Genomic DNA, 12,706 nt, shown 5'->3' on the forward strand with positions numbered 1-12,706 from the left:
CCTGGCCAGAGTGGCGAGTGGTACCGGACGTGCGGCCAGACCCGGTCAACGCTCGGACAACTGAACGCACTCGACACTGTCCGATCCCTTGACACCCCGCCACTGACCGGAGACTCTTCAACGCATCACGTATGGGAGCGCTCCCACACTACCTGGCACCTACACATCCCGCACGTTCCCCGCCCGAGCCGCAGCGAGTACGAACGGGCCCGATTCCATGCAGTTGGCCGGGGGCGGCACGTCAGGCAACAGGAGGACGCAATGCGCACGAGCATCCGCCGGTCCCAGCGGCTGATGGCCCTCGCGGCCGTGGCCGCACTGACCACGGCTCTGCTGGCCGGCTGCGCCAGCGACTCGGACGACGGTTCGTCGAACGACTCCGCTGGTAACGGCGGCAGGACCACGCTGACCGTCGGGACCTTCGGTGTCTTCGGCTACCAGCAGGCCGGCCTCTACGACGAGTACATGAAGCTCCACCCGGACATCAGCATCAAGGAGAACGTCACCACGCGCACCGACGTCTACTGGCCGAAGGTGCTCACCCGCCTCCAGGCGGGCTCCGGAACGGACGACATCGAGGCCATCGAGGTCGGCAACATCACCGAGGCCGTGCAGACCCAGGCGGACAAGTTCGTGGACCTGGGCAAGTCGGTGGACACGTCCCAGTGGCTGGGCTGGAAGCTCGCACAGGCCACCACCAAGGACGGCAAGACCATCGCGCTGGGCACGGACATCGGCCCCATGGCGATCTGCTACCGCAAGGACCTGTTCAAGAAGGCCGGCCTGGAGACGGACCGGAACAAGCTGGCCGCCGAGTGGAAGGGCGACTGGGCCAAGTACGTCGACGTCGGCAAGCAGTACATGAAGAACGCACCCAGGGGCACGACGTTCGTGGACTCCGCGTCCTCCGTGTACAACGCGGCCCTCGGCGGAGCGGGCGAGCGGTACTACGACCAGGACGGCCAGGTCGTCTGGGACAGGTCCCCGGGTGTCAAGTCGGCCTGGAGCGTGGCAATGAGCGTGGCCACGACCGGTATGTCGGCCAAGTTGAAGCAGTTCGACAAACCGTGGGACCAGGGCTTCGCCAACGGCACCTTCGCGACCGTGGCCTGCCCGGCCTGGATGATCGGCTACATCGAGCAGAAGTCCGGTGGCTCGGGCAAGGGCAACTGGGACGTGGCGGCGGCCCCGACCGCAGCCAACTGGGGCGGTTCCTTCCTCGGCGTACCGACCGCGAGCAAGCACCGCAAGGAGGCCATCGCACTGGCGAAGTGGTTGACCGCGCCGGAGCAGCAGGCCAAGGTCTTCGCCAAGCAGGCGAGCTTCCCCTCGACACCGTCGGCGTACCCGGGTCTGAAGCCAGCCGCGGACACCACGGCCTACTTCTCGGACGCACCGATCACCCAGATCTTCTCCGCCGCGGCGAAGACCATCCCGACGCAGTACTTCGGCATCAAGGACCAACCGATCAACTCGGCGATCACGGACGTCGGCATCCTCCAAGTGGAGCAGAAGGGCAAGTCGCCCGCGCAGGGTTGGGACGCCGCGAAGAACGAGATCAAGGACGTGCTCGGCCGATGACCGGCTCCAAGCAGGCTCTGGCGCAGCCCGCGTCGGGCTCCGGCGCCGCGCCCGGCATCCCACCGGGCGCGTCCCGGGCCGTCCGTGGCCGCGGTGCGCCGGCGGGCGCCGGCTCCTGGCGCAGCCGGCTCTACCGCTGGGACACGAAAGCATCGCCGTACGCCTTCGTCGCCCCCTTCTTCCTGCTGTTCGGGGCCTTCTCGCTGGTCCCACTCCTCTACACGGCCTGGTACTCGCTGCACCGCGTGCAGTTGTCGGCCCTGGACCACCAGTCCTGGGCGGGCCTGGACAACTACGAGAACCTGCTGTCCTCGGACTTCTTCTGGAACGCCCTGAAGAACACCTTCACCATCGGCGTGATCTCGACGGTGCCGCAACTGCTCGCCGCGATCGGACTCGCCCACCTGCTGAACTACAGACTGCGCGGCTCGACCGTGTGGCGCGTGGTGATGCTGACCCCGTACGCCACCTCGGTGGCCGCAGCGACCTTGGTGTTCACCCTGCTGTACGCCTGGGACGGCGGCGTGATCAACTGGTTCCTGCACTTCTTCGGGGTCGGTCCGGTCAACTGGCGCGAGTCGGGTTGGGGTTCGCAGTTCGCGGTGTCGTCCATCGTCATCTGGCGCTGGACCGGGTACAACGCGCTGATCTACCTGGCCGCCATGCAGGCGATCCCGGTCGACCTCTACGAGTCCGCCGCACTCGACGGCGCCAACCGCTGGCAGCAGTTCCGGCACGTGACCATCCCGCAATTGCGGCCGACGGTCCTCTTCACCGTCATCGTCTCCACCATCGGTGCCACACAGCTCTTCGGCGAACCCCTGTTGTTCGGCGGGGTCAGCGGGTCCAAGGGCGGCTCCGAGCACCAGTACCAGACGCTCGGTCTCTACCTGTACGACCAGGGCTGGATCATCGGCAACCTCGGAAAGGCATCCGCCATCGCCTGGTCGATGTTCCTGATCCTGCTCGTCATCGCCGCGGTCAACCTGCTCCTCACCCGGCGGCTGGGGAGGACACGATGACCACGACGGAACTGACGCGCTCCCGGCCGATGGGCACGGAGCGCCGGCGGCGGATGACGGGGGCAGGCAGACAACTGCACGCGGGGCCGCTGACGTACGCCGTGCTGACCGTCTTCGCCCTCCTCTCACTGGCGCCGCTGGTGTGGACGGCGATCGCGGCCTCGCGTACCGACCGGCGGCTCGCCCAGACCCCGCCGCCGCTGTGGTTCGGTGGCAACCTGTTCAAGAACCTTCGGGTGGCCTGGGACCAGGCGGGGCTCGGCACAGCGATGTTCAACTCCGTGTTCGTCGCGGGGACGATCACGGTGAGCACCGTGCTGTTCGCGACACTGGCCGGTTTCGCCTTCGCCAAGCTGCGGTTCCGCTTCTCCGGAGTGCTTCTGCTGCTGACCGTCGGCACGATGATGATCCCGCCGCAACTGGCGGTCGTACCGCTGTACCTGTGGATGTCGGACCTCGGCTGGTCGAACCAGTTGCAGACGGTGATCCTGCCGAGCCTGGCGACCGCGTTCGGCACGTTCTTCATGCGGCAGTACTTGGTGCAAGCACTGCCCACGGAACTGATCGAGGCAGCCCGGGTGGACGGGGCCGGCAGTCTGCGGACCGTGTGGCACGTGGTCTTTCCGGCGGCCCGGCCCGCGATGGCGGTGCTCGGCCTGTTGACGTTCGTGTTCGCCTGGAACGACTTCCTGTGGCCGATCATCGCCCTGAACCAGCAGAACCCGACCGTGCAGGTAGCACTGAACTCACTCGGCACCGGCTACGTCCCGGACCAGGCGGTGATCATGGCGGGCGCGCTGCTCGGCACGCTGCCGCTGCTGATCGCCTTCCTGTTGTTCGGCAGGCAGATCGTGGGCGGGATCATGCAGGGCGCCGTCAAGGGGTGACCAGACGGCCGAGCCCCTCAAGGACCGGCCCACCGCCCCGTCCCCCGGTCCCCTCCCCCACCCTTCCCACCACCTGGCCGGTCACCACGACCGATGGGAGCGCTACCATGCCTGATTCCGTTTCCTCCGCGGCCTTTCCTCCCGCCTTCCTCTGGGGCGCCGCGACCTCCGCCTACCAGATCGAGGGGGCGGTGCGGGAGGATGGTCGCACCCCGTCCATCTGGGACACCTTCAGTCACACGCCGGGCAAGACGGCCGGCGGCGAGACGGGGGACATCGCCGTCGACCACTACCACCGCTACCGCGACGACGTCGCATTGATGGCAGAGCTGGGCCTGACGGCCTACCGCTTCTCCATATCCTGGTCCCGGGTGCAGCCGACTGGCCGGGGGCCGGCGGTCCAGGTGGGACTGGACTTCTACCGCCGCCTGGTGGACGAGCTCCTCGACCACGGGATCCAGCCGGCCATCACCCTCTACCACTGGGACCTGCCACAGGAGCTGGAGGACGCGGGCGGCTGGCCGGAACGGGACACCGCCCTACGGTTCGCCGAGTACGCGCAGTTCGTGGGCGAGGCACTGGGCGACCGGGTGGAGCGGTGGATCACCCTCAACGAACCGTGGTGCAGCGCCTTTCTGGGCTACGCCTCGGGAGTCCACGCCCCCGGCCGCACCGACCCGGCGGCCTCGCTGCGTGCGGCCCACCACCTCAACCTGGCGCACGGGCTGGGCGCCGCGGCCCTGCGCGCGGCGATGCCGGCCCGGAACCAGGTCGCGGTCAGTCTCAACTCCGCTGTAGTACGGCCACTTTCACAGGAAACGGCCGACTTGGTAGCGGCCCGGCGGATCGACGATCTGGCGAACGGCATCTTCCACGGCCCGATGTTGCACGGGGCCTACCCCGAGTCGCTCTTCAGGGCGACCGCGTCCGTCACGGACTGGTCGTGCGTCCGAGATGGCGACGTCCGCACGATCAACGCACCCCTGGACGCGTTGGGCCTCAACTACTACACCCCGGCCCTGGTGTCGGCCGAGCCCGGCAAGGTCGGCACTGCACGCGCGGACGGGCACGGGGCGAGCGAGCACTCGCCTTGGCCGGGCGCCGACGACGTGCTGTTCCACCAGACGCCGGGCGAACGTACGGAGATGGGCTGGACGATCGACCCGACGGGACTGCACGAGCTGATCATGCGGTACACCAGGGAGGCGCCCGGCCTGCCGCTCTACGTGACGGAGAACGGCGCGGCCTGCAACGACAAGCCCGGCCCTGACGGGCGGGTCCACGACCCCGAGCGCATCGCCTACCTGCACGGCCACCTCTCGGCAGTCCGCCGTGCCATGGCCGACGGCGCCGATGTGCGCGGCTACTACCTATGGTCCTTGATGGACAACTTCGAGTGGGCGTACGGCTACGGGAAACGGTTCGGCGCGGTGTACGTGGACTACGCGACGCTGGAGCGCGTGCCGAAGTCGAGCGCCCGCTGGTACGGCGAGGCAGCCCGGGCGGGGACGCTGCCACCCGTGCGGGCGGCGTGACGAGCCGGGCGCGGCACCCGCACGGGGTGCCGCGCCCTTCGTAGACAGGGCCGTGGGCCCCGGGCATCTCGGTGGGCCTGCCACGGCCCACGGCCGCCGTGCGGTGGTCACGCTGCCCGGCGGGTCAGTTGAACGCGGCAAAGGCCTTCGAGAAGGCGAACGGGTCCTGGGTGACGGAACTGCATGTCGCATCAGCAGTGTTCTTGGCGCCACCGGCGCACTGCTTGTCCCGGGTCCCGGACCACATCGACAGACCGCCAAGGCCCCTGGACCTGGCGAAGTCGACCAGCTGGGTGGCGTCGTCCACCTTGAAGACCTCGGAGGAGACGTCGTTGACACCGATCATCGGGGTGACGGCTACCGTCTTCCAGGCAGCGCGGTCGGAAAGCCCCAGCACGCTCTTGACCTGGGCCTGGGTGGCCGTCGCGGCCTGCTCGGCATAGCTACCCATGTCACCGCCGTACGAGGCGCCGTAGTCCATCGCCATGATGTTGACGGTGCCGATCCGCACCCCGTTGGACTTGGCGTTGGTGAGCAGGTTCACGCCGTCCTGGGTCAGGCCCTCGGGCATCACCGGGAGCGTGAAGGAGACGTCCAAGCCCGGGTGCTGGGCCTGGAGTTCGGTGATGGCCCGGGCGCGCCGGGTGTTGGCAGCCGTGTTCGGCAGCGCACCGCCCTCGACATCGAAGTCGACCTTGGTGAGCTTGAAGGCGTCGATCACCTTGCCGTAGGCCGCCGCGACCGCGTCCGCCGAGGAGCACGTGGTGGCCAGTTCGGAGCCAGAGGCACCGCCGAAGGAGACCCGGACGTCCCCGCCCTTGGCCCGCAGCGAGCCGATCTGCGCGGCCACGGCGTCACCGGTCACCTCGGTCACACCGCCCCACTTGGGGGTGCAGCCGCCGCCGTCGGTGATGAAGGCGAGGTGGTAGTTCTTCACACCGGTGGCGTCCGCCGCGGCGAGGAGGTCGAAGGGCGGGTAGAGGGAGGTGTCGACGTAGGGGGCGAAACCGGCCGAGGTGGTGGTACCGCTACCGGTGCTCCCCGTGGGGGTGGGCGTGGTGCTCCGGGTGGGGGGCGCACTCTGGGTGGGGGAAGCGGTCTTCGTCTGGGTGGGCGTTGCAGACTGGGTGGGGGGCACGGACTGGTTCTCCGTCGGACGGCCGCTCGGCTCGGGGGTCGCGCCATCGTCCACGGAGCACTGGGTGTCGTCGACACGGCAGCCCGTCGGGTCACCGGCGCCGTTGACCACGAAGCCGACGGTCACCGACTTCCCGGGGGCCAGGCCGCCCGTGTCCCACGTCGCCGGCTTCACGATGACGTGCTGCCCGTTCACGCTCGACGCGCCGTTCCAGAGGGAGCTGAGCTGGGCTCCCTCGGGCAGGTCGAACTCCAGTGTCCAGGTCTTCTCCGGTTGGCCGCTGTTGTTGGTGACAACGTACTGGGCGGTGTAGCCCGTCGACCAGCTGCTGGTCCTGGTGTACGCGGCGTTGACGCCGGCCGCGTGCGCGGTACCGGTGAGCAGGACCGCGCCGCCACCGATCACGGCCGCGGCCACCAGTCCGCCTACTGCTTTGTTCCTGCCACTGATCCTGCGCCGGTGCGTGCTCATGCGCCTGCCTGCCTTCGTTCATCACGGGAGGGGGAGATGCGGCAGCACGCTAGCGATCCGAAACCGGACAAAGAGCCTGATCAGGACGGCCGTTGGAGACCTTAGGGTTCGCTTAAGGGAGGGATCGGGGACGGTTAATGGCAGAGACCAGTTTGCCCGTTCGGCGCCTGCGCACCGACCCTCGGTGCCCCCGTCCGGCCAGCCCCCGCCCGCCGAGCTGGAACCAGATGCGCACCTCGGTGCCCCCCAGGACCGAGGACCCGATGCGGACGTCCCCGCCGGTGGACTCGGCGAGGCGGCGGACGATGTCGAGCCCCAGGCCGGTCGAGCCCGCGTTCCCGGAGCCGCGGCCTCGGGCCATCGCCGCATCCGGATCGGATATGCCGGGGCCCGCATCGGAGACCAGCACGATCACCGCGTCCTCGCCGTTGTGCACGTCGACCGCGAAGGCGGTGCCCTCGGCAGTGTGCCGGAAGACGTTGCCGAGCAGGGCGTCCAGCGCGGCGGCCAGGTCGGCGCGGGCCACGGGTATCCGTACCGGCCTCTCGACGCCGGCCACCCTCCACTTGCGGCCCTCGTCCTCGGCCAGGGCGGACCAGAACTCCATGCGTTCACGCACCACTTCGGCGGCATCGCACCCGGCACCCGGTCCGGCGACGGCCGTCTGCGGCTTGGCCTCCCGGGCCGTACGGATGATGGTGTCCACCTCGTGTTCCAGCTGGGCGACGGCGGCCCGAGTCTGCTCGGCGGCCGGTCCGGCACCAAGGGAGGCCGCATTCAGCCTCAGGACGGTGAGTGGGGTGCGCAGCCGGTGGGACAGGTCGGCCGCCAGCTCACGTTCATTGGCAAGGAGCTGGACCACCTGGTCGGCCATGGCGTTGAAGGCGACTGCGGCAAGGCGGAGTTCGTCCGGCCCCTCCTCCGCGACCCGGGCACCCAGCTTGCCTTCCCCCAGTTCGTGCGCGCCCTCGACCAACCGCCGCGCGGGCCGCACCATGCGCACCCCCAGCCGGTCGGCGACGGCAACCGAACCGACGGTCAGCGCAATACCGACCCCCGCCAGCACCGCCCAGGCCGTACCGACGCCGTTGGTCACCTCGGACTCGGGGACGTACACCTCGACGACCGCGATCGCGCCGGAACCGAGCGCGACCGGCTGCAGTAGGGCAAAGCCGCCGGGGACGGACGTGGTGGAGGCTCGACCGAGCTTCCGTACGACCTCGATGGCGCGGTCCGCGACGCGCTGCCGGCCCAGATCGAGTGCGGTGCGGCCACCGTCGGTGGGCAGGTGGACCGCCATCCCGGAGTCCGCGCCCGCGGAGGCCACCACCCGCTCCAGCTGGTCCCGGTCGGTGGTGATCGACAGCGCGGGCGCGACGGCAGCGGCCTCCCGTTCGGCGTTGGAGAACGCGCGGTCCCGGGCCATCTCCTTGACGACCAGGCCGAGCGGAACGGCGAAGGCGACGACGACCATCGTGGTGACGGCCAGGCAGACCTTGACCAGGGCCCATCTCATCGCGGTGGCTCCTCTTCCCCGCCGGAGAGCGCGGGCGGTTCCAGCTTCACCCCGACCCCGCGCAGGGTGTGCAGATAGCGCGGCCGGGCGGCTGTCTCCCCCAGCTTCCGCCGCAGCCACGACAGATGGACGTCAATGGTCTGGTCGTCGCCGTACGACTGTTGCCAGACCTCGGCGAGGAGTTCCTTGCGCGGGACGACCACACCGGGACGGCCGGCCAGGAAGGCCAGCAGATCGAACTCGCGGCGGGTGAGGTCCAGCCGCGCTCCGTCCAGTTCGGCCTGGCGGCGCAGCGGGTCCACGGTCAGGCCGCCGACGCGGAGCACGGGGGTGGGCTGGTCCTCCACGGCGTGCGTACGGGCCCGGCGCAGCACGGCCGCGATGCGGGCGGAGAGGTGCTCGGCGGAGAACGGCTTGGTGAGGTAGTCGTCCGCGCCGGCGTTCAGCAACCGGACGACCTCCGCCTCGTCGTCCCGGGCAGTGGCGACGATGACGGGCACATCGGTGATGCCGCGCAGCATCTTCAGCGCCTCTGAGCCATCCAGGTCGGGCAGTCCAAGGTCCAGGATGACCACGTCGAAGCGGAAATGGGCGACCTCGCGCAGCGCTTCCAGGGCAGTACCGACGCTGCGCACGGTGTGCGAGGCATCAGTCAACTGCCGGATGAGCGCGGAGCGTACGAACTGGTCGTCCTCGACCACGAGCACACTTGCCATGCGCCGCACCGTACGCCATGCGGGCGGGCCCGGTCCGGGCCTGTGGACAACTCTCGATCTGTGGACCGTCGATGCGCCACCTAAGGCAGTATGGCCCTCGATGCGCAGAGGACTCGTACACGTACTGGCGTGGCTGCTCGCTACCGGCGGGGCGGTCACGCTGTCCTGGTGGGGCGTGCACACGGTGATGGCGGGGACCGCCTACGACCCGCCGCGCGCCCTGCCGGTCACGGTCGCCGACGCCACCGCGCGGGGCTCGGCACCGCCCGTGTCGCCGACCCCTCGGCCAGCCCCGTCGAGGAACACGCCGAAGGATCCGGCGCAGAGCACGCCGGCCGCACCTCCCGGCCCCGCCGCGTCCTCCTCCGCTCCGTCCCCCGCTCCCGCGGCCTCCCCGTCCGGCCGGGTCAAGGCCTACGACACCGGCGGCGGCCGGGCGGTCTTCGACCTGGGTACGACGAGCGCCACCCTGGTCTCGGCGACTCCGGCGACCGGCTGGTCGATGCAGATATGGAAGACCGAGACGTGGATCCGGGTGGAGTTCAGCAAGAGCACGGACCGCGTGTCGGTGTTCTGCGCCTGGCACGACGGGCCACCCCACGTGGACGTGGGCACCTACTAGTACCTGCTGCGGCACTGGTCACCGCTCGGCGTGGACGGGCGACCGGACCGGGGCCACGGCGCCCTAGCGGAACACCGCGGGCGGCGGAGCCGGGGAGGCCACCGCCGCCTCGTCCGTGACCGGCGCGGCGCCGCCGGTGAAGCCGGTGAGCTCCCTGCCGTGTTCCACCCGGCCGGGATGCGGGTCACAGGCCACGCGACGGGTGAGTTCGGCCAGCGGTAGCGGCAGTTCGGAGGCGACCAGGACGGCGTTGCCGAAGCGCTTGCCGCGCAGCACCGCCGCGTCGGCGATCAGCGCGACTTCACCGAACCGGGCGGCGGCGGTGGCGATCTGGCCGCGCAGGTGGGCGAGCGGCCCACCGTCGGCGACGTTGGCGGCGTAGACCCCGGAGGGCTTCAGTACCCGGCGCACCTCGTCTAGGAACTCGGTGGTGGTGAGGTGGGCGGGGGTACGGGCACCGCTGAACACATCGGCGACGACCAGGTCCGCCCAGCCGTCCGGCACCTTGGCCAGCCCCGCGCGGGCGTCCGCCGAGCGCACCCGGATGCGCGCTCCGGAATCCAGCGGCAATTCCCGGCGGACCAGCTGCACCAGGCCCGCATCCCGCTCGACGACCTGTTGGGTGGACCGGGGCCGGGTCGCGGCGACGTACCTGGCAAGGGTGAGCGCCCCGCCGCCGAGGTGCACGGCCTGTACGGGCTTGCCGGTCGGGGCGACGAGGTCGATGACGTGGCCGAGCCGGCGCTGGTACTCGAAGGAGAGGTACGCGGGGTCGTCCAGGTCGACGTGCGACTGGGGCGCGCCGTCGATCAGCAGCGTCCAGGCGCGGCTGCGGTCCGGGTCGGGGACGAGCTGCGCGAGCCCGCCGTCGACCGCTTCCGTAACGGTTTCGGCGGCCGACCTGCGCCGCGTGTTCCTGGACCTGCCCACCGGTCCATTTTCGCAGGCGTCCCGGGCGCGCGCGTCACCGGCGGTTGTCGGCCGCCTCGATCAGCCGGGCCGCCTCCCCCAGGGCCCGGCGCAGCACCACCGGATCGGTGGCGAGGTCGGCGTCGCCCGGCGGCAGCAGCCAGCCGGAACCCTCCACGAGGGGCTCGGGGTCCGGACGCAGCCCGCGCCCATCGGTCCCGGTACAGGTACTGCCCGGCACGTCCCAGCGGGCCGCCGTACCGGCCGGCACCAGGAAGCCGAGGGTCCCGCAGCCGTCGTCGTGCAGGACGGGCCCCACGGCGTCCACCGCCCCGCGCCGCAGGATGTCGACTGCCTCCAGTCCCTGCCTGGCCGGTACCGTCACCAGGTCGCATCCCGGGCCGCCCGCCGGCGACGGGGGCGCCGGTAGCGGCGACGTACGAGGTTCGTTGCTCTGGCTGGTCTTCATGCCGGCCTCCACCACACAGCCCTGTTGCGGTCCGTGGAGTCCAACGCGCGAGCGTGTCAACGGCTACGGCCCAAGTGCGCCGCAAAGGATGGCACTTCATGGCAGATCGTGGATGAGATATCCGGTTTGTGGTCAAACACTGCGTGGCGGGTCCTTCACAGCAGGTACGTTCATGCCCGCCAGGACAGGGCGCGACCCCGGACAACTCGTCCCGAACCCGCCCCGGTTCCGGCATGGTTCGACGGTTCGCACGAGAGGACCCGGCCATGGCGTCGTCAACCGTGACCTCGTCCCTGCCCGAACGGCCGCCCCGGCCGAACCTCGTCTTCCGGCACTTGCGCGGCAGGCGTTCACCGGCCGAGTTCGCGGCACTGGTACGCCGTGCCGCGCACGAGATCGGTGAACGGGTCAGCTGTGACGCGCGCTACGTCGGCCGGGTCGAGGCGGGCGAGATCCGCTGCCCGAACTACGCCTACGAACGGGTGTTCCTGCACATGTTCCCCGGTCGCACGCTCACCGATCTCGGCTTCGCGCCCCGCTCCTCGGTCCGCGGACGCGCGGCGCGTACGGCCGACGACCCGCAGCAGGCGCCCGCCACGGGTGAGACCCGCAAGGCCTTCGAGCCGTATGACACACCGGGCACCCGCGAACCGAAGGACCTCACCCCGCACGGCCTCGGCCCGCAGGAGCCGTACCCGAACAACCACCCGAACCGCGAGGAGAGCGACGTGCTGCGTCGCGCATTCATGACCGGTGGCGGTGCCACGATGGCCGCCGCCACGCTGGGCCCGCTCGGGCTCGCCACGGACGCGGCGACCACGGGCCTGCCCCGGCACCGGCCCGGAGCCCCCGAAGCCACGGTCTTGGAGGAAGCCGTCCGCCGCATCCGGCTGCTCGACGACCGGCACGGCGCGGACGGCCTCTACCGGCGCGCGTCAGCTCCGCTGCGCGCGGCCTACGCGTTGCTGGACGCGGGCGCGACCCGGCAGGTCACCGCCGACCGGCTGCTCACAGGCGCCGGTGAACTCGCCCTCTCCGTGGGCTGGCTGGCCCATGACTCCGGCCGGTTCGACGACGCCCGCTCGCACTACGCGGAAGCACTGGCCACTGCCCGCATGATCGGGGATCCGGCGCTGGAGGCCCACGCGTTCTGCAACACCGCGTTTCTGGCCCGGGACGCCGGCCGTCCCCGGGAAGCGGTCCGGGCTGCGCAGGCCGCCCAGCGCGCCGCGCACTCGCTCGGCTCTGCCCGGCTGATGTCCCTGCTCGCCCTCCGCGAAGCGGGTGGCTGGGCGGGACTCGCCGACCGTACCGGCTGTGCCCAGGCGCTGGCCCGGGCACAGGCCTTCTTCGAGCGGGGCCGCTCCGACGCAGACCCCGAATGGATGAGTTTCTACGGGGAGGCCGAGCTGGAGGGTCTGGAGGCGCAGTGCTGGTCCACGCTGGGCGACTGGCGACGCGCGTCAGCCCACGCCCACAACGCGGCCCGCCTGCAGAATCCGCACTTCACGCGCAACACCGCCCTCTACACGGCCGAACTGGCCGACGACCTCGCCCGCGAGGGCCGCCCCGACGAGGCGGCGGAGGCAGGTCTGCGGGTCCTCGGACTACTGGACCAGGTGCAGTCCTCCCGCATCCAGACGATGCTGGCGGGCACGGCCCGGGTGCTACTGCCGCACCGGCGGGCATCGGGGGTGGCGGAGTTCCTGGACCGGCACGCGTCGACGCCTAGGACCCCACGGGTCTAGTGCCGCACCAGGCAACGGCCGGCCCCGGTCCGCGGGCGCGCGGAACCGTGGGTCCCGCACCGCCGGTCTCCCTGGACCGGCCCCGCCGCGGG

At 70.7% G+C, this 12,706-nt stretch carries 11 protein-coding genes; 6 read left to right on the plus strand and 5 right to left on the minus strand.

Annotated elements, in window-relative coordinates; translation table 11 throughout:
• The first annotated feature begins 261 nt into the window (after positions 1-261).
• The 4 genes from LK06_RS10810 (at position 262) to LK06_RS10825 (ending at position 5,025) form a co-directional block, all read left to right on the plus strand.
• A complete protein-coding gene (locus tag LK06_RS10810) occupies positions 262-1,581 on the plus strand; it encodes an ABC transporter substrate-binding protein (protein ID WP_039649279.1) in 1,320 nt (439 codons plus the stop codon).
• The gene (locus LK06_RS10815; protein WP_043434333.1) at positions 1,578-2,603 is read left to right on the plus strand and encodes a carbohydrate ABC transporter permease; all 1,026 of its coding nucleotides are present in this window, start codon (positions 1,578-1,580) and stop codon (positions 2,601-2,603) included. The genes LK06_RS10810 and LK06_RS10815 overlap by 4 nt, the downstream gene beginning before the upstream one ends.
• Positions 2,600-3,490, plus strand: a complete 891-nt coding sequence (locus tag LK06_RS10820) for a carbohydrate ABC transporter permease (protein WP_039649283.1) — start codon at positions 2,600-2,602, stop codon at positions 3,488-3,490. The genes LK06_RS10815 and LK06_RS10820 overlap by 4 nt, the downstream gene beginning before the upstream one ends.
• 107 nt (positions 3,491-3,597) lie before the next feature.
• Positions 3,598-5,025 carry a GH1 family beta-glucosidase gene (locus LK06_RS10825; protein ID WP_039649286.1) on the plus strand — a complete coding sequence of 476 codons (1,428 nt, stop codon included), beginning with the start codon at positions 3,598-3,600 and terminating at the stop codon, positions 5,023-5,025.
• Positions 5,026-5,149: 124 nt separating this feature from the next.
• On the opposite strand, the gene LK06_RS10830 is transcribed toward LK06_RS10825, so the two are convergent.
• The 3 genes from LK06_RS10830 to LK06_RS10840 form a co-directional block, all read right to left on the minus strand.
• A complete protein-coding gene (locus LK06_RS10830; protein WP_043432416.1) occupies positions 5,150-6,634 on the minus strand; it encodes a cellulose binding domain-containing protein in 1,485 nt (494 codons plus the stop codon).
• 112 nt (positions 6,635-6,746) lie between these two features.
• Entirely contained in the window at positions 6,747-8,150 is a 1,404-nt protein-coding gene (locus LK06_RS10835; RefSeq protein WP_039649290.1) for a sensor histidine kinase, read from the minus strand.
• Positions 8,147-8,866 (minus strand): response regulator transcription factor, encoded by a 720-nt coding sequence (locus LK06_RS10840; RefSeq protein WP_039649292.1) that lies wholly within the window; start codon positions 8,864-8,866, stop codon positions 8,147-8,149. Before LK06_RS10840 ends, LK06_RS10835 begins: the two co-directional genes overlap by 4 nt.
• A gap of 100 nt (positions 8,867-8,966) precedes the next feature.
• Between LK06_RS10840 and LK06_RS10845 the strand changes: the two genes are divergently transcribed.
• Entirely contained in the window at positions 8,967-9,488 is a 522-nt protein-coding gene (locus LK06_RS10845; protein ID WP_043404508.1) for a hypothetical protein, read from the plus strand.
• 63 nt (positions 9,489-9,551) lie between these two features.
• On the opposite strand, the gene LK06_RS10850 is transcribed toward LK06_RS10845, so the two are convergent.
• Positions 9,552-10,418: a spermidine synthase gene (locus LK06_RS10850; protein WP_039649297.1), complete on the minus strand. Its 867-nt coding sequence runs from the start codon at positions 10,416-10,418 to the stop codon at positions 9,552-9,554.
• Between the two features lie 34 nt (positions 10,419-10,452).
• Entirely contained in the window at positions 10,453-10,866 is a 414-nt protein-coding gene (locus LK06_RS10855) for a hypothetical protein (RefSeq protein ID WP_039649414.1), read from the minus strand.
• 266 nt (positions 10,867-11,132) lie between these two features.
• Here LK06_RS10855 and LK06_RS10860 point away from each other — a divergent pair, with 266 nt between their 5' ends.
• A complete protein-coding gene (locus LK06_RS10860) occupies positions 11,133-12,614 on the plus strand; it encodes an NsdA family TPR-like regulatory protein (RefSeq protein WP_086083272.1) in 1,482 nt (493 codons plus the stop codon).
• Positions 12,615-12,706 lie beyond the last annotated feature (92 nt).

This window comes from Streptomyces pluripotens, from assembly GCF_000802245.2.
GTDB lineage: Bacteria > Actinomycetota > Actinomycetes > Streptomycetales > Streptomycetaceae > Streptomyces > Streptomyces pluripotens.